This window comes from Micromonospora sp. NPDC005291, assembly GCF_040607415.1.
In the GTDB taxonomy this organism is placed as follows: Bacteria; Actinomycetota; Actinomycetes; order Mycobacteriales; family Micromonosporaceae; genus Micromonospora.
In genome coordinates this window covers 355,293-371,104 of record NZ_JBEXGR010000001.1, presented here as the reverse complement: position 1 = coordinate 371,104, position 15,812 = coordinate 355,293, and the positions used below count along the sequence as shown (strand labels likewise).

The following is a 15,812-nucleotide window of genomic DNA, read 5'->3' as shown; positions in this document are numbered from 1 at the left end:
CGGGCGCTCCGACGGCGTCCCTAGACTGCTGCGGTGACCGGAGAGCGACGACCCCTGGCCGATCGGCCGCTCACCGAACCGCACCCGTCCCGGCTCCCGCCCGAGCACCCCGACCGGGCCCACGTCCTCGCCGTGCACGCAGCCGCGCTGGCCGCCGGGGAGGCCGGCTACCTCGACCCGGCGACCGGGCTGTTCGTGCTCAGCGCTGGCTTCCTGGCCCGGCGCGGCACGTGCTGCGGACGCGGTTGCCGGCACTGCCCGTACGTCGACGACCCACCGTCCGGATGAACGCCGACCGGGTCCCGGCGGGCCCTCCGAACGAGGGCTTCCGCCCGACCCGGACACCCCGTACGGTTTCCGACGGACATCAGGCGGGCGGCTTCCGCCGTCGGTCGGCGAGAGGGTGGAACGTGCGCGGGCGGATCGTGGTCGCCGGGCTGGCGGGGCTGCTGGTGAGCGGCTGCGCTGCCGAGGCAGAGCCGGTGGCGGTGCCGCCGCCGGTGCCGATCGCGGTGGACGTGGCAGCGGCCTCCTCGGGCGGCGCCTGTCGGCTGCTGGACTTCGCGGTGATCGAGCAGTTGGTCAAGGCGCGCTTCGACGTGGCGGCGGCCAGCGAAGACGGCGACACACACACCTGTGTGGTCCGCGCCGGAGGCGCGACCCTGCCGGAGCTGATGTTGAGCGTGACCGAGACCACGATCGACAAGACCACCTTCGGCGCGGACGTGACACCCGACAAGGCGGCGAAGGTCACCGGTCTGGGTCAGCAGGCGTACAGGCGGACCATCGCCGCGGCGAGCGGGCACGGACCGGTCGCCGAGGTGGGCTGGCTGGCCGCCGACGGACGGTTGGCCACGTTGAGCTGGACAGGTGTTCGCGGCAGTAAGCGCGCGGAGGCCGAGAAGTTGACCGGCGGCCTGGCCGCGCTTGCCAAGAAGGTGGACACCCGGGCGCTGTGATTCCCGGGTGTCCGGTTGGCCAGTTGGCGGCGACTCAGTTGGCGGCGACGAAGACGCGGGAGGCGACCTCGCGGGGCAGGCGCACCCGGTCCCCGGAGCGGTCGATCGACACCCCGTCGCGCTCCTGCGCCACGGTCACCGTGGCCCCCGGGTCGACACCGGCGGCGTGCAGTTGGCGCAGCACCTCGGCATCCTTCTGCACGCTCTCGCAGATCCGGCGCACCACGACCGGCCCGGAGAGGCCGGGGAAGGCCAGGTTGCGCTCGCCCTCAACGGCCTCGGTGGTCTCCACCGCTGGCGAGCCCAGCTCCTGCAGACCCGGGATCGGGTTGCCGTAGGGGGAGCGGGTCGGCCGGTTGAGCAGGTCGTACACCCGCTTCTCCACCGCGTCGCTCATCACGTGCTCCCAGCGGCAGGCCTCTTCGTGGGCCTCCTCGTAGGGCATCCCGATGACGTTGACCAGCAGCAGTTCGGCGAGGCGGTGCTTGCGCATCACGGACACGGCGCTGCCACGTCCCTGCGCGGTGAGCGTCAGGTGCCGGTCGCCTTCGACGGTGAGGAGGCCGTCGCGCTCCATCCGGGCGACGGTCTGGCTCACGGTGGGGCCGCTCTGCTGCAGCCGTTCGGCGATCCGGGCACGCAGTGGCGGCACCCCCTCCTCTTCCAACTCAAGGATGGTGCGCAGGTACATTTCGGTCGTGTCGACCAGGTCGTGAGACTTCATAACGTCAGCGGCCCTCCGGTGCACGATGCTACCTCGGGTGTTCGGCCAGCGGCCGCCGCCGAACCGCGTGCCGTCGACACGGATGGTGTTGGATGGTCGCCATGTCCGGTACCCAGGAGCCGCTGGTCGAGGTCGATCGGCTCGCCGCCGAGCTCGACCGCGCCGATCCGCCCACCCTGCTCGACGTCCGATGGCGGCTCATCGGCCCGCCCGGCCACGACGATTACCTCGCCGGCCATCTGCCCGGCGCGGTCTTCATCGACCTGGACACGGCGCTCTGCGGGCCGCCGGGCGTCGGCGGCCGGCATCCACTGCCCGACCCGGCCGCGTTGCAGGCCGCGCTGCGGGCCGCCGGCGTCCGCGCCGGTCACTCCGTGGTGGTGTACGACGGCGGCGACGGCCTGGCCGCCGCGCGGGCCTGGTGGACACTGCGCTGGGCCGGGCACCGCCCGGTGCGGCTGCTGCACGGCGGCTACCCGGCCTGGGTCGCCGCTGGACGGCCTGTTTCCACCGACGCACCCGCCCCCACCCCTGGCGATGTCGAGGTGCGCCCCGGCCATCTCCCGGTGCTCGACGCGGGCCAGGCCGCCGCGCTGGCCGCCGCGGACGACGCCGTGCTGCTCGACGTACGGGCGGCGCCCCGCTACCGGGGCGAGGTGGAGCCGATCGACCCGGTCGCCGGGCACGTGCCGGGAGCCGCGAACCTGCCCGCCGGGGAGTACGTCGGCCCGGACGGGCGCTTCCCGGCCGCCGACGTGTTGAGCGAGCGCTTCGCCGCCGTCGGGGTGACCGGGGCGCAGGCCGTCGGGGCGTACTGCGGCTCCGGGGTGACCGCCGCGCAGGCGGTGCTCGCGCTGCACCTGGCCGGCCGCGCGGACGCGGCGCTCTACGTTGGATCGTGGAGCAACTGGGTGGCCGACCCGGCGCGCCCGGTCGCCTCCGGGCAGACACCTGGCCGCTGACCAGCGCGTGCGGTGGGCCGGCGGCGGTCCTCGTGCAACGATGGGCTCATGTCCGACGACACGGTGGTGGTGTGGGACGAGTCGCTGCTCGCCTACGACATGGGTGACCATCCGCTCGACCCGATCCGGGTGGAGCTGACCATCGCGCTCGCCCGCGAGCTGGGCATCCTGGATCGTCCAGGGGTGCGCATGGTCAAGCCGGAGCCCGCCGACGATGCCCTGCTCACCCGGGTGCACGACCCGGCCTACCTGGCCGCGGTGCGCGCCGCGCCGCGCGACCCGCTCTTCGCCGGGTACGGGCTGGGCACGTCCGACAACCCGGTCTTCGAGGGGATGCACGAGTCCAGTGCGCTGATCGCGGGCGCGACGGTGGCCGCAGCCGAGGCGGTCTGGCGCGGCGATGCCCGGCGGGCGGTGAACGTGGCCGGCGGTCTGCACCACGCGATGGCAGCCCGGGCTTCCGGTTTCTGTGTCTACAACGACCCCGCGGTGGCCATCGCCCGCCTGCTCGACCTGGGCGCTGAGCGAATCGCGTACGTGGACGTCGACGTGCACCACGGCGACGGGGTGCAGGACATCTTCTGGGACGACCCCCGGGTGCTCACGGTCAGCCTGCACGAGACCCCGCTGGCGCTCTTCCCGGGCACCGGTTTCCCGGACGAGACGGGCGGGCCGGGCGCGCAGGGCACCGCTGTCAACATGCCACTGCCTCCGGGTGTCGACGACACCGCCTGGCAGCGGGCCTTCCACGCCATCGTGCCGTCGGTGCTGCGCGCGTTCCGGCCGCAGGTGCTGGTCAGCCAGTGCGGTGCCGACGGGCACCGACTGGATCCGCTCGCCGACCTGAACCTGACGGTGGACGGGCAGCGGGCCACCTACCTGGCGTTGCGGGCACTCGCCGACGAGCTGTGCGACGGCCGTTGGGTGGCCACCGGCGGCGGCGGGTACGCGCTGGTCGAGGTGGTGCCCCGGGCCTGGAGTCACCTGCTGGCCGTGGCCACCGGTGACCCGATCGACCCGGCAACGCCCACCCCGCCGGCATGGCGGAACCTGGTCGCCTCCCGTCGTCTGGGCCGGGAGGTGCCGCTGCGGATGACCGACGACGCGGACCCGTCGTACGAGCCGTGGCAGCCGACCGGCGAGCCGAACGCGGTGGACCGGGCGATCGCGGCCACCCGAAAGACGGTCTTCCCGCTGCTCGGGCTCGATCCGCACGATCCGCGGGACTGAGTCGGGCCGGGGAGGGCCGGGCCGGTGACGACCGTGGACCAGTCGGTGGACGTGCTGCTCAGCGACGGCAGCACCGTCCAGTTGCGACCGATCAGACCGGCTGACGCGCCGGGCATCGTGGCGATGCACAGCCGGTTCTCCGAGCGCACCCGCTACCTGCGGTACTTCTCGCCGTACCCGCGCATCCCGGAACGGGACCTGGTCCGTTTCGTCACGGTCGACCACCACGACCGGGAGGCGTTCGTGGTGCTGGCCGCCGACCAGATCGTCGCGGTCGGCCGTTACGAGCGGCTCGGCCCGCAGGCCCCGGAGGCGGAGGTGGCCTTCGTGGTGGAGGACGCCTACCAGGGTCGGGGCATCGGCTCGGTGCTGATGGAGCACCTGGCCGACGCCGCCCGTCGCAACGACATCATGAGCTTCGTCGCCGAGGTGTTGCCGACGAACGGGACGATGCTGCGGGTCTTCTCCGACTTCGGCTACCAGGTCCAGCGCGAGTACGCCGACGGCGTGGTGCACCTCAGCTTCCCGATCGCGCCCACCGAGGCCACGCTGGAGGTGCAGTTCGGCCGGGAACACCGCACCGAGGCCCGCTCGATCGCCCGACTGCTCGCCCCACGGGGCATCGTCGTCTACGGCGCCAGCGCCACCGGCCAGGGCGTCGGCGCGGCGGTGCTCGGGCACCTGCGCGACGGCGGTTTCACCGGTGCGGTGGTGCCTGTGCATCCGAGCGCGTCGACCGTGGCGGGCCTGCCCGCGTACCCGTCGGCGGTCGAGGCCGCGATGCCGGTGGACCTGGCGGTGGTGGCGGTCCCGCCGGAGGCGGCGACCGCGGTGGTCGCCGACGCCGCCGCCGCGGGGGTGCACGGCCTCGTCGTCATCTCGGCCGGCTTCGCCGAGGCCGGCGCCGAGGGCGCGGCCACACAGCGGGCGCTGGTCCGCGCGGCGCACGCCGCCGGGATGCGGGTGGTCGGCCCGAACTGTCTGGGCGTGGCCAACACCGATCCGACGGTACGCCTCAACGCGACCCTCGCCCCGGTGCTGCCGCCGGCCGGCCGGGTCGGCATCTTCAGCCAGTCCGGTGCGTTCGGGGTGGCGCTGCTCGCCGAGGCGGACCGGCGTGGCCTCGGGCTGTCCAGCTTCGTCTCGGCCGGCAACCGGGCCGACGTCTCCGGCAACGACCTCCTTCAGTACTGGCAGGACGACCCCGGCACCGACGTGATCATGTTGTACCTGGAGACGTTCGGTAATCCGCGCAAGTTCGCCCGGCTGGCCCGGCGGATCGGCCGCGCCAAGCCCGTCGTCGCACTGGCCTCGCCCGCCCGCCCGCCCGGAGTGGGCGACACCGCCGGGCCGGACGAGGTGGCGGTGGCCGCGCTCTTCGCCCAGTCCGGGGTGATCCGGGTGGACACCGTGCCGGAGCTGCTCGACGTGGGTGTGCTGTTGGCCAACCAGCCGCTGCCGGTCGGCGGTCGGGTCGGTGTGGTCGGCAACTCGTCCGCCCTGACCGGGTTGGCCGCCACCGCCTGCGCGGGGCAGGGCCTCACCGTGGCCGATGGCTATCCCCGCGACGTCGGGCCGAGCGCCGGGGCCGCCGAGTTCGCCGCCGCCCTCGCGGAGACGGCCGGCGACGACGGGGTGGACGCCCTGGTGGTGGTCTTCGCCCCGCCTCTGCCCGGCCAGTTGACCGCTGTGGACGCCGACGTGACCGCCGCGCTGCCGGCCGCTCTCGCGCTGGGCAAGCCGACCGTGGCGACGTTCCTGGTCGGGCGGTTGCCGTCGGGGGTGCCCGCGTACGGCGGCGTGGAGGAGGCGGTCCGGGCTCTCGCCCGGGTGCACCGGTACGCCGAGTGGCTACGCCGCCCGCCTGGGGTGGCGCCCGAGTTGCCCGGCATCAATCAGGCCGCCGCGCAGGCCGCGCTCCGCAGCGACGCCACCGACCCGGGCGCGCTGCTGGCCGCGTACGGCATCGATGTGGTGGCTTCGGTGCCCGTCGACTCGGTCGGCGCGGCGGTCGAAGCGGCGGCGCGGCTGGGTTTCCCGGTGGCGCTCAAGGCGGCCGCGCCCGGGCTGCGGCACCGACTCGACCTCGGCGCGGTCCGGCTCGACCTGCCCGACGAGCCCGCCCTTCGCCGGGCGTACGCCGAGCTGGCGGCGACCTTCGGCGCGGAGGCGCTGGTCCAGCCGATGGTGCCGCCGGGGGTGGCCTGCGTGGTGGAGTTGGTGGAAGACCCGGCGTTCGGGCCGGTGGTCGGCTTCAGTCTCGGCGGGGTCGCCACCGAGTTGCTCGGCGATCGGGCCTGGCGGGCGGTGCCGCTGACCGACCGGGACGCCGCCGAGCTGGTCGACGAGCCCCGGGCGGCGCCGCTGCTGCGGGGGCACCGGGGTGCCGCACCGGTCGATCGGGCGGCCCTGGCCGACCTGCTGCTGCGGGTGGGTCAGCTCGCCGACGAGCAGCCCCGGGTGCGGTCGCTGACCCTCAACCCGGTGCTCGCCCGCCCGGACGGCATCTCGGTCCTGCACGCCCAGGTACGGGTCGGCGGTGTGGTCGCCCGACCGGACACCGGCCCCCGCCGCTTGTAAATGCCCTCTTCTCGGAGCATCTGCTCAGGCGCGACTGGAAATCTGCTGGACGCCCCAGGTGTTCCCGTCCGGGTCGGCGAAGAAGACGAAGCCGACGTTGTCCAGCTGATCCGGCACCGGCCGGGGGTTCTGACCCACCACCTGGATTTCGCTGACCTCCACACCACGTTCGACCAGCTCGGCGTGGGCCCGCTTGAGGTCGGGCACCACCAGTTGCAGGCCCTTGAGCGAGCCCGGCGGCATCTCCGGGACGACGCCTTTGCCGATCACGATCGAGCAGCCGGAGCCGGGCGGGGTCAGCTGGACGATGCGTGCCTCGTCGCTGATCACCGTGTCGTAATCCACCGCGAAGCCGAGCTGGTCGGCGTAGAACTTCTTCGCCCGGTCCAGGTCGGAGACGGGCACGATCACGACTTCCAACGTCCAGTTCATGGTTGCTCTCCTCGTATCGTCGTTGTCGACCGCAGCAGCTCGGCGAGCCGCGTGTAGCTCTGCCCGACACCTCGGGCCATCGGGTAGCGCAAAACGGTGTCCCGCCCCTGCGCGGTGGCGTAGAGCAGCGTGGTGGTGACTGTCGTTCGCTCGGCCAACTCGGTGAACTCGTGGCTGACCAGAGTCTCGCCCGGGTAGGACTGGTCGTCGAAGAGTTCGGTGCAGACCAGCCGCTTCGGTGGGTCGATCTGCCGGTAGACCCCGGCCTGGACCATCCGGGCTCCCTCCGGGCCCAGTGACACGAACCGCCACCGCCCGCCGACCCGCAGGTCGACGTCGCACTGCGCCAACCTCCAGCCGCGCGCGCCATACCACCGGACCAGCAGCTCGGGTTGGGTGAACGCGGCGAACACCAGCTGTGCTGGTGCGTCGAACAGCCGACTCAACACGATCTCCCGGTCGCCCTGGGTGTGCACGACGAGTGGGTCGTCGATGCCGGTCACGCGCCCGTTCCGTCCGGTCGGGCACGCCGCCGCTCGGCGTCGGTCTGGTCGATGGTCTGGAGTTCGTCGAGCAGGTTGTCGAGGCGCTGGTAGCTCTCCGCCCAGTAGTCGCGGTAGTCGGCGAGCCACGCCGTCGCCTCCCGCAGCGGGCGGGCCTCCAAGCGGCACGGCCGGCGCTGGGCGTCCCGCCCCCGGCTGACCAGGCCAGCGCGTTCCAGCACCTTGAGGTGCTTGGAGATCGCCGGCTGGCTCATCTCGAAGGGCTCTGCCAGCTCCGTCACGGTCGCCTCACCGACCGCGAGCCGGGCGAGGATGGCCCGCCGGGTCGGGTCGGCCAGCGCCGCGAAGGTCGCGTCCAACAGGTTCGTGCCCACCGCTCATAACCTCCCAGTTAAATAACCAGTTGGTTCTATCGCGGATCGGCGCCACCGTCAAGCACCTCGCAGCATGGAAGGCCCCGGCGAACCGCCAGGGCCTTCCATGGGAACCGAGTGCGTCAGCAGGCGTACGCCTCCAGGCGCTGGGCCCGCTCCGGGTCGCGCAGCTTCAGCAGCGTCACCTTCTCGATCTGGCGGATCCGCTCCCGGGACAGGCCGAACTCCCGGCCAACCTCGTCCAGAGTGCGCTGCCGGCCGTCGTCCAGACCGAACCGGAGCCGAATGACCGCCTGCTCCCGCTGGGACAGGGTGGCCAGCACGATGCTGACCTCGTTGCGTAGCTCGCCCTGCGCGGCCGCGTCGCCCGGCTCGTTGCGCGGGTCCACCGAGGCCACGAAGTCGCCGAGCGCGCTCTCGCCGTCGTCGCCGACGGCCTGATCCAGGCTGACCGGCTCCCGGTCGTAGGAGATCAGTTCGATGACCTGAATCTCGGGGATCTCCAGCGCGCGGGCGACCTCGGCGACCGTGGGTTCGCGGCCCAGCGTCACCGACAGTTCGCGGCGGGCCCGGACCATCCGGTTGACCTGCTCGACCATGTGCACCGGAATGCGGATGGTGCGGGCCTGATCTGCCATGGCCCGGGTGATCGCCTGCCGGATCCACCAGGTGGCGTACGTGGAGAACTTGTAGCCCTTGGCATAGTCGAACTTCTCCACCGCCCGGATCAGGCCGAGGTTGCCCTCCTGGATCAGGTCGAGAAAGGCCATCCCGCGGCCGGTGTAGCGCTTGGCGATGCTGACCACCAGCCGCAGGTTCGCCTCCAACAGGTGGTCCTTGGCCGCCCGGCCCTCCGCGACGATCAGCTCCAGGTCGGTCCGCAGCTCCGGGGAGACCGGGGTGCAGGTGGCCAGCTTCTCGTCGGCGAACAGGCCGGCCTCGACCCGCCGGGCCAGGTCGACCTCCTGCGCGGCCGTCAGCAACTTGGTGCGGCCGATCCCGTTGAGGTACGCCCGGACCAGGTCGGTGGAGATGCCACGCTCGTCGGTGGCGTCCAGGTCGGCGAGGACCTCGGAGGCCCCGTCGGTGTCGGTCGTGGTGGCCGGGCGCATCCGGTGTTCCGTCATCTGCAGGACCATCTCTGTCTCTCCCCGTGTCCACGTCTGTGCCGTGTCTCCGGCCCAGTGGTGCCGGTGTGAGACACAGCTTGGCGGGCGGGGCGTAAAACGGGAGTGAGGCGATCGGGCACCCGACAGGAATTGGGTCGGATCGCTGGTGCGGTGTGTCGTCCGGATGTGTGGTTGCCCGCCCCGGCTACGTTGCGGACGGTCGACCACCCCGGTCGGCGGGGACAGAAGATGGAGGACGGTGTGGTCTTCAAGCGGCTCATGAAGGCGATGGGGGTCGGCGGCCCGTCGGTGGAGACGGTGCTGGCCAACCCGAACTGCCGCCCGGGCGGCCAACTGGAGGGCCGCATCCAGGTGGTCGGGGGTGACCACCAGGTCGACATCGACCACGTGGCACTCGGCCTGGTCACCCGGGTCGAGGTCGAGAGTGGCGACAACGACTACGACACCACTCAGGAGTTCCACCGTCAGCAGGTCACCGGCGCGTTCCGGCTGGAGCCAGGGCAGCGTTACGACATCCCGTTCCGCTTCGACGTGCCGTGGGAGACACCGGTCACCGAGCTGTACGGGCAGCACCTGCACGGCATGACGATGGGTCTGCGTACCGAGCTGGAGGTTGCCCGCGCGGTCGACAAGGGTGACCTGGACGCCGTGTCGGTGCACCCGCTGCCGGCGCAGGAAAAATTGCTGGACGCGTTGCTGCGACTGGGTTTCCGGTTCGCACGCGCCGATGTGGAGCGTGGGCACATCTATGGCGTACGGCAGACGTTGCCGTTCTACCAGGAGATCGAGTTCAGCCCGGCGCCGCAGTACGCCCGCTCGATCAACCAGTTGGAGGTCACCTTCATCGCCGATGCGCAGCAGATGCAGGTGGTGCTGGAGGTCGACAAGCGTGGCGGCGTCTTCACCGAGGGTCGGGACGCCTTCGGTCGGTTCACGGTCGACCACGCCACCGCCGACCGCACCGACTGGACCGCCGAGCTCGACAACTGGCTTCGCCAGTCCCTGTCCCGCCGAGGCCTCTTCTCCTAACGGGGCAAGCTCCACGTGCCCTTCGCGGGTGATCAAGAGGTTTGCGTCAGATCGAGGGCAAATTCTGACGCAAACCTCTTGATCACCCCCGCCTTCCGAACGCTCTCCCGCGCGATCATGAAGTTATTGCCCCGACACGCCGCCGCGGCGGGCAATAACTTCATGATCAACGGGGAGAGGGGGTTGGGGTGGGGGTTGGGGTTGGGTTAGAGGTCTAGGAGGAGGGTGCGGGGGCCGATGTTGGTGCTCTCGACCAGCATGTGGGCGCGGAAGCGGCCGGTCTCGACCGGCGCGCCGCGTTCGCGCAAGGCCTCGACGACCGCCGTCACCAGTGGTTCGGCGACCTCGGCCGGGGCGGCTGCGGTCCAGCTCGGACGGCGGCCCTTGCGGGCGTCGCCGTACAGAGTGAACTGGCTGACCACCAGGATTGGCGCGCCGGTGTCGGCGGCGGACCGCTCGTCGTCCAGGATGCGCAGCTCGTGCACCTTGCGGGCCATCGTCCGGGCGGTCTCCGCGGTGTCGGTGTGGGTCACTCCGAGCAGCACCAGCAGACCGTCCTCGATCGCGCCGACCACCTCGCCGTCCACGGTCACGCTGGCCCGCCCGACGGTCTGCACCACCGCGCGCATCAGCGGACCATCGTGATGCCGGCCGCGCCTGCCGCGCGCATCAGCGGACCATCGTGATGTCGGCCGCGCCTGCCGCGCGCATCAGGCGGTCACCGGCTCGATGAAGCCACGCTCCACCAGGTGCGCCACGATCGGGCCCGCGGCCTCTGCCATCTCGTCGGGCTCGACGTCGTGCGCCGCGGCGAGTAGGGCGAGCTGATCGCGTAGCGGCAGCCGACCGTCGGCGCCACCGACCAGCGCCAGCACCAGCGGGTCGATCTCCTCGGTCCAGCGCAGGCCGTGCGGCATCGCGAGGACCTGCCGGTCCACCGCCCAGCCCTCGTCACCCATGGTGGCCTCCTGCTGCAGCTGGAGGCCCTCGGCAGCCCGGTAGCGCTCGGCGAGCAGCGCCTCGGTGTCGCGTACCCGAAGGAAGTCCTGACGGTTGAACCAGGCGGCGACCTGGTCGCCCAGCGGCGGCCGCACCCGCTGGCGCAGATCCTCCACCCGGACCACCGGGTCGGCGTGCCCACTCCGGCGCAGCGACACGATGCCGAAGCCGATCCCCTCCACCTTGTGCGCGTCGAACCAGTCCAGCCAGGCGGCCATCCGCTGTGGGTCGGCGGTCTCGCCGACGTCGGTGAGCCACAGGTTGACGTACGCCATCGGGTCGGCCACCTCGCGCTGGATCACCCAGGCGTCCAGGCCGGTCCCGGAGAACCAGCCGGCCACCCGCTCGTCCCACTGCTCACCGGCGACGTGCACCCAGTTCGCCAGGTACTGCATGGTGCCGTCCTCGGTGAGCAGGCCGGGCGCGGCGGCTGCCAGCTCGGCGCCGATCGCGTCACCGACCCTGCCGGAGTCGCGGTAGACGTGCGTGGTGGTGCCCGGGCCTACCACGAACGGCGGGTTGCTCACCACCAGGTCGAACCGCCGGCCGGCCACCGGCGCGACCATGTCGCCGCGCAGCAGCTCCCAGTCCTGGCCGTTGAGGGCGGCGGTGGTCGCGGCGAAGCGCAGTGCCCGCTCCGAGAGGTCGGTGGCGGTCACCGCGGCGGCGTGGGTGGCCAGGTGCAGGGCCTGGACGCCGGAGCCGGTGCCCAGGTCCAGCGCGGTGTCGACCGGTCGGCGCATGGTCGCGCCGATCAGGGTCTGGGTGGCCCCGCCGATGCCGAGGACGTGCTCGGCGTGCAACGGTCGGCCCGGCCGGGCGCTGGCCGGCACGTCGGCGAGCACCCACCAGTCGTCGCCGTACGGCTCCAGGTCGACGCCGGCGCGCAGGCCGTCGCCGTACCGCTCGACCAGCCCGCCGGCCAGCGCCTCCTCGATGCTCAGCGGCGCCAGCGCGGCGGCCACCACCGCCTCCGGCTCGGTCTGGTCGCAGATGAACACCCGGATCAGGGTGCCGAGCGGGTCGCCGTCCTCGGTGGCGCGCAGCGCGGCCCGGTAGTCGTTGCGGGCGACCGCGGTCGTGGCCTGCGCGCCCAGCCTCCCGGCGATGCCGTTGCTGGTGAACCCGCTCCGGGTCAGCGCGGTCCGCAGCGCGTCGACGCCGGTGGGGGAGAGCAGCATGTCGTGTTCGTCCACGCCGTCATCCTGCCCCCCGTTGCGTCCCGGGGCGGCACCACCCGCCCGAAGACGTCGGAGCGTCGGTGTCCGCCCAGGTCGGTGCGCCAGGCAGGATGGGGCGCATGACGCTTGTGCTGCCCATCGACCCGGAGGCCAACCGGCTGCTGGAGCGCAGCCCGCTGGCCAGACTCCTCGGCATGGTTCTTGATCAGCAGGTGCCGATGGAGAAGGCGTTCTCCTCGCCGTACGTGCTGGCGCAGCGGCTCGGCCATGAGCTGGACGCGACGGAGCTGGCCGGGTACGACCTGGACGCACTGATCGCGCTCTTCGCCCAGCCACCGGCGCTGCACCGATTCCCGAAGGCGATGGCGACCCGGGTGCAGGAGGTCTGCCAGGTCCTGGTGGCGCGCTACGGCGGTGACGCGGCGCTGCTCTGGTCCGATGTCGCCGACGGGCCGGAGCTGCTGCGCCGAGTTTCCGAGCTGCCCGGCTTCGGCAGGCAGAAGGCGCAGATCTTCGTGGCCCTGTTAGGCAAGCGGTTCGGGGTGACCCCGCAGGACTGGCGGGAGGCGGCTGGCGGGTACGGCGACCCGGGCGCGTACCGGTCGGTGGCCGACGTCACCGATGCCGATTCGCTGCGCCGGGTGCGCGAGTACAAGCAGCAGATGAAGGCGGCAGCCAAGGCGAAGAGCGCCGACGGCTGACCCGGTCGCTCAGGCGGCGGTGGGGTGGGCCAGCGAGGCCAGCGCGCGTCGGACGTCGGCGAGCGAGACGGTCGCGGAGTCGTCCAGGTCGGCCAGGCCGGCCTCGATCCACTGGCGCATCAGCGTGGTGACCCCGATGCCCCGGGCGTCGGCGGCGGCTCGCACCCGCTCGTAGGTCTCCAGCGGCAGCCGGACTGATCGGCTCACCATCGGCACGTCGGTGTCGGGGGTGGGGAGATCCACCGCCGGGCTCTCATCGATCAGTTCGGCGATCCGGTCGTCGCCGCTGTGGAACTGCTTGGTCGCGTCGTTACGGTGCATCGTCACGGCCTCCTCATCGGCGAGATCTCCGCACGGCCTCGTCGTAGCGCTTGGACTCGGCGTCACTCAGTTCGCGAGCGGAGAGGATGTCCCAGTCGTTGTCGGTGCCATCGGCCTCGGCGAGCAGCACCGCCAGTCGGCGGCCCCGACGGGCGGCGGCGTAGACCACCATCACGTCGTCGCCCAGATGGCGGATGACCCGTCGGGCGCTGTGCAGCGCCTCCCAGACTTCCCCGGGCGTGACGTCGTAGACCCTCAGGTTGGCCAACGCCTCGTCGGTGAAGCTGAACCTGCTGCCCACGCCGGCGAGCGTACCACGCACGTAACACGAAACAGGATGACTCGAAGTTCGCTGATCACGGCCGTGCGGTGACAGGATGAGGCGTAATCCCTTGAGGAGGTCCATGGTGAAGCATCAGGCGTACCAGCCGATTCTGATCACCGACGCCTCGCGCAGCCAGGACGATCAGCTCAACAGCCGTCAGCGCCGCTATGTCCTGATGATGGGCATCCGGGTGGTGTGCATCATCGCCGGCGCGATCCTGGTCGGCGTGAAAGCACCGCTGCTCTGGCTCTGGCTGCCGCTGTGCGCCCTCGGCATGGTGCTCATCCCGTGGCTGGCCGTGCTGCTGGCCAACGACCGGCCGCCCAAGGAGGAGCACCGGCTGGCCAACCGGTTCCATCCGCGCCAAGTGGACGACACCCCGCCGATGAGCCTCACCGCCGACGAGCGCCCGCACAAGGTCATCGACGCCGAACCCTGACCCGCGAGCGGGCCAGGGTTCGACAGGTCACGGCTGCGGCCGTGCGCCGATCGTGGAGACGGCCAGCCCGCCCAGATCGGTGGCGCGGTTCAGCGCCGCCGTCGGGGTGGCACCGGCGAGCCAGGCGGTGAGCAGACCGGCCGCGAAGGCATCGCCCGCACCGGTGACGTCCACCACAGTCACCCGCCGGGCCGGGGCCACGCTGACCGCGGCCGTGCGGTCCACCCAGACCGCGCCGGCCGCGCCGCCCTTGACCACCACCCGCCGGGCGGTCGCCGACAGCGCCCGCCCCTGCGCCGCCGGGTCCAGACCGCCGGCCAGCACCGTGGCCTCGTCCGCGTTGACCAGCAGCAGGTCGACGTCGCGTACCCAACCCAGGAACGCCGCCGCGCCCACCCGCCGCAGGGGCGCCGCGGAGGCCGCGTCGACGCTGGTGGTGAGCCCGCGCTCGCGGGCGGCGGCCAACGCCCGCAGCCCCGCGTCGCGCGACCCGACGTCCAACAGGGTGTACGCGGACAGGTGCAGATGCCCAGCGTCGGGCACCGCCGCGAGGGCCCGCTCGACGTGCGCGGCGCTCAGCCGCAGGTTCGCACCCCGCTGGCTGACCATCGTGCGCTCGCCGTCGGTGGCCAGCACGATCACCGTGCCGGTCGGGACGCCCTCGACCAGGTCGACCGCGCAGTCGACGCCTGCCCGCTCAAGCTCGGCCATCCGGTCCCGCCCCGAGTCGTCATCGCCGACCGCGGCGACGAGCGTGACGCCCACCCCCTGCGCGGCGACCCAGGCGGCGGTGTTGGCCGCCTGCCCGCCGCCACCGAGGCTGATCTCGGCCGCAGTGTCCGAGCCGGGCGCGAGCGGCCCGGACAGCACGGCGACCACATCGGTGATCACGTCCCCGACGACGACCACCCGGGCCGGTTGGGTCATGCCGCGACGGCGCTGGAGCGGGTGGCCGCGGCCACCGCGATCCGCGCGGCCAGGTCGGCGTTGCGCAGGATGATCCGGACGTTCACCGCCAGGCTCGCGCCCTCGGTGGCCGAGTGGAAGTGCGCCAGCAGGTACGGCGTCACGGCCTTGCCGGTCACCCCGTCCCGGTCCAGCCGGGCCAGGCCCTCGGCGAGGGTCCGGTCGTGCAGCTCCGGGTCGAGCTGCTCGTCGACCGGCAACGGGTTGGCGACGATCAGGCCACCGGCGTGTACTGCCTGCCGGTCACGGGCGGCCAGCACGGCGGCGACCTGCTCCGGCGTGTCCATCGACCAGTCCAGGTCGAAGCCGCCGTCGGTGAGGTAGAAGCCGGGGAACCGGCGGGTGCGGTAGCCGACCACGGCGACCCCGAGGGTTTCCAGCCGCTCCAGCGTCGCGCCGACGTCGAGGATCGACTTGACCCCGGCGCAGACCACCGCGATCGGGGTCCGGGCCAGGGTGATCAGGTCAGCCGACTCGTCGAAGGTGTGCGCGGCCTCCCGGTGCACCCCGCCCAGTCCGCCGGTGGCGAACACCCCGATCCCGGCTGCGGCGGCCGCCGCGCTGGTCGCGGCCACGGTGGTGGCGCCGTCCGCGCCTGCCGCAGCCGCCACCGCCAGGTCGCGGACGGAGAGCTTGGCCACGCCGTCGACGGTGGCCAGCCGGGTCAGCTGCCCGTCGTCCAGGCCGACCACCAGCTCACCGCGGATCATGCCGATCGTGGCCGGGACGGCCCCGGCGTCCCGGACCGCCTGCTCAATCTCCCGGGCCACCCTAAGGTTGTCCGGCCGGGGCAGGCCGTGCGAGACGATGGTGCTCTCCAGGGCGACGACGGGCTGGCCGTCGCGGAGGGCGTCGGCCACCTCAGTGCCGTAGCGAATGCGAAATTCAGTCACATTGGGCAACGGTACGGGGTCGGCCTCCGGCAGGCCTCAAGTGGACCCGGCTGTGATGACCTGC

General features: G+C 72.5%; 19 protein-coding genes. 8 read left to right on the top strand and 11 right to left on the bottom strand.

Annotated elements, in window-relative coordinates; all coding sequences use genetic code 11:
• Positions 1-33: 33 nt before the first annotated feature.
• On the top strand, positions 34-288 hold the full coding sequence (locus ABZT18_RS01660; protein ID WP_354993299.1) for a DUF5522 domain-containing protein: 255 nt from the start codon (positions 34-36) through the stop codon (positions 286-288).
• A gap of 122 nt (positions 289-410) precedes the next feature.
• Entirely contained in the window at positions 411-959 is a 549-nt protein-coding gene (locus ABZT18_RS01655) for a hypothetical protein (protein WP_354993300.1), read from the top strand.
• Between the two features lie 34 nt (positions 960-993).
• Here ABZT18_RS01655 and ABZT18_RS01650 read toward each other — a convergent pair whose 3' ends face one another.
• Positions 994-1,683 (bottom strand): metal-dependent transcriptional regulator, encoded by a 690-nt coding sequence (locus ABZT18_RS01650; protein ID WP_354993301.1) that lies wholly within the window; start codon positions 1,681-1,683, stop codon positions 994-996.
• A gap of 101 nt (positions 1,684-1,784) precedes the next feature.
• On the opposite strand from ABZT18_RS01650, the gene ABZT18_RS01645 reads away from it, so the two are divergent.
• Genes ABZT18_RS01645 through ABZT18_RS01635 form a run of 3 tightly spaced genes read left to right on the top strand, consistent with a single transcriptional unit; the run spans position 1,785 to position 6,455 of the window.
• Complete coding sequence (locus ABZT18_RS01645; protein ID WP_354993302.1) at positions 1,785-2,645, top strand: sulfurtransferase; 861 nt, start codon at positions 1,785-1,787, stop codon at positions 2,643-2,645.
• 48 nt (positions 2,646-2,693) lie between these two features.
• A complete protein-coding gene (locus ABZT18_RS01640) occupies positions 2,694-3,875 on the top strand; it encodes an acetoin utilization protein AcuC (protein ID WP_354993303.1) in 1,182 nt (393 codons plus the stop codon).
• A gap of 24 nt (positions 3,876-3,899) precedes the next feature.
• A complete protein-coding gene (locus ABZT18_RS01635; protein WP_354993304.1) occupies positions 3,900-6,455 on the top strand; it encodes a GNAT family N-acetyltransferase in 2,556 nt (851 codons plus the stop codon).
• A gap of 24 nt (positions 6,456-6,479) precedes the next feature.
• Here ABZT18_RS01635 and ABZT18_RS01630 read toward each other — a convergent pair whose 3' ends face one another.
• From ABZT18_RS01630 to sigB, 4 genes are all read right to left on the bottom strand, one after another.
• A complete protein-coding gene (locus ABZT18_RS01630) occupies positions 6,480-6,887 on the bottom strand; it encodes a VOC family protein (RefSeq protein WP_354993305.1) in 408 nt (135 codons plus the stop codon).
• The gene (locus ABZT18_RS01625) at positions 6,884-7,381 is read right to left on the bottom strand and encodes an SRPBCC family protein (RefSeq protein ID WP_354993593.1); all 498 of its coding nucleotides are present in this window, start codon (positions 7,379-7,381) and stop codon (positions 6,884-6,886) included. Before ABZT18_RS01625 ends, ABZT18_RS01630 begins: the two co-directional genes overlap by 4 nt.
• A gap of 5 nt (positions 7,382-7,386) precedes the next feature.
• Positions 7,387-7,764, bottom strand: coding sequence for a metalloregulator ArsR/SmtB family transcription factor (locus ABZT18_RS01620; protein ID WP_354993306.1), 378 nt, complete (start codon positions 7,762-7,764; stop codon positions 7,387-7,389).
• A 122-nt stretch (positions 7,765-7,886) separates the two neighbouring features.
• A complete protein-coding gene (gene sigB / locus ABZT18_RS01615; RefSeq protein ID WP_354993307.1) occupies positions 7,887-8,891 on the bottom strand; it encodes an RNA polymerase sigma factor SigB in 1,005 nt (334 codons plus the stop codon).
• A 243-nt stretch (positions 8,892-9,134) separates the two neighbouring features.
• Between sigB and ABZT18_RS01610 the strand changes: the two genes are divergently transcribed.
• Positions 9,135-9,923, top strand: coding sequence for a sporulation protein (locus ABZT18_RS01610; protein WP_354993594.1), 789 nt, complete (start codon positions 9,135-9,137; stop codon positions 9,921-9,923).
• A 206-nt stretch (positions 9,924-10,129) separates the two neighbouring features.
• On the opposite strand, the gene dtd is transcribed toward ABZT18_RS01610, so the two are convergent.
• Positions 10,130-10,552 carry a D-aminoacyl-tRNA deacylase gene (gene dtd, locus ABZT18_RS01605; RefSeq protein ID WP_354993308.1) on the bottom strand — a complete coding sequence of 141 codons (423 nt, stop codon included), beginning with the start codon at positions 10,550-10,552 and terminating at the stop codon, positions 10,130-10,132.
• 81 nt (positions 10,553-10,633) lie between these two features.
• Positions 10,634-12,118: a methyltransferase gene (locus ABZT18_RS01600; RefSeq protein WP_354993309.1), complete on the bottom strand. Its 1,485-nt coding sequence runs from the start codon at positions 12,116-12,118 to the stop codon at positions 10,634-10,636.
• A 95-nt stretch (positions 12,119-12,213) separates the two neighbouring features.
• Between ABZT18_RS01600 and ABZT18_RS01595 the strand changes: the two genes are divergently transcribed.
• A complete protein-coding gene (locus ABZT18_RS01595; RefSeq protein ID WP_354993595.1) occupies positions 12,214-12,804 on the top strand; it encodes an HhH-GPD-type base excision DNA repair protein in 591 nt (196 codons plus the stop codon).
• A gap of 9 nt (positions 12,805-12,813) precedes the next feature.
• Here ABZT18_RS01595 and ABZT18_RS01590 read toward each other — a convergent pair whose 3' ends face one another.
• The gene (locus ABZT18_RS01590) at positions 12,814-13,125 is read right to left on the bottom strand and encodes a hypothetical protein (protein WP_074318058.1); all 312 of its coding nucleotides are present in this window, start codon (positions 13,123-13,125) and stop codon (positions 12,814-12,816) included.
• A 13-nt stretch (positions 13,126-13,138) separates the two neighbouring features.
• Positions 13,139-13,426: a hypothetical protein gene (locus ABZT18_RS01585; RefSeq protein ID WP_088946797.1), complete on the bottom strand. Its 288-nt coding sequence runs from the start codon at positions 13,424-13,426 to the stop codon at positions 13,139-13,141.
• Positions 13,427-13,529: 103 nt separating this feature from the next.
• On the opposite strand from ABZT18_RS01585, the gene ABZT18_RS01580 reads away from it, so the two are divergent.
• The gene (locus ABZT18_RS01580) at positions 13,530-13,889 is read left to right on the top strand and encodes a DUF3099 domain-containing protein (protein WP_354993310.1); all 360 of its coding nucleotides are present in this window, start codon (positions 13,530-13,532) and stop codon (positions 13,887-13,889) included.
• A 27-nt stretch (positions 13,890-13,916) separates the two neighbouring features.
• Here the strand turns inward: ABZT18_RS01580 and ABZT18_RS01575 are convergent, their stop codons facing one another.
• Complete coding sequence (locus ABZT18_RS01575) at positions 13,917-14,816, bottom strand: PfkB family carbohydrate kinase (protein WP_354993311.1); 900 nt, start codon at positions 14,814-14,816, stop codon at positions 13,917-13,919.
• Entirely contained in the window at positions 14,813-15,748 is a 936-nt protein-coding gene (locus ABZT18_RS01570; RefSeq protein ID WP_354993312.1) for a pseudouridine-5'-phosphate glycosidase, read from the bottom strand. The genes ABZT18_RS01575 and ABZT18_RS01570 overlap by 4 nt, the downstream gene beginning before the upstream one ends.
• Between the last annotated feature and the right edge of the window lie 64 nt (positions 15,749-15,812).

Coding starts and splice junctions, on each gene's coding strand:
- ABZT18_RS01650 (WP_354993301.1), bottom strand. CDS start 1,683: ATGAAGTCTCACGACCTGGTCGACACGACCGAAATGTACCTGCGCACC.
- ABZT18_RS01645 (WP_354993302.1), top strand. CDS start 1,785: ATGTCCGGTACCCAGGAGCCGCTGGTCGAGGTCGATCGGCTCGCCGCC.
- ABZT18_RS01640 (WP_354993303.1), top strand. CDS start 2,694: ATGTCCGACGACACGGTGGTGGTGTGGGACGAGTCGCTGCTCGCCTAC.
- ABZT18_RS01630 (WP_354993305.1), bottom strand. CDS start 6,887: ATGAACTGGACGTTGGAAGTCGTGATCGTGCCCGTCTCCGACCTGGAC.
- sigB (WP_354993307.1), bottom strand. CDS start 8,891: ATGACGGAACACCGGATGCGCCCGGCCACCACGACCGACACCGACGGG.
- dtd (WP_354993308.1), bottom strand. CDS start 10,552: ATGCGCGCGGTGGTGCAGACCGTCGGGCGGGCCAGCGTGACCGTGGAC.
- ABZT18_RS01595 (WP_354993595.1), top strand. CDS start 12,214: ATGGGGCGCATGACGCTTGTGCTGCCCATCGACCCGGAGGCCAACCGG.
- ABZT18_RS01590 (WP_074318058.1), bottom strand. CDS start 13,125: ATGCACCGTAACGACGCGACCAAGCAGTTCCACAGCGGCGACGACCGG.
- ABZT18_RS01580 (WP_354993310.1), top strand. CDS start 13,530: ATGGTGAAGCATCAGGCGTACCAGCCGATTCTGATCACCGACGCCTCG.
- ABZT18_RS01575 (WP_354993311.1), bottom strand. CDS start 14,816: ATGACCCAACCGGCCCGGGTGGTCGTCGTCGGGGACGTGATCACCGAT.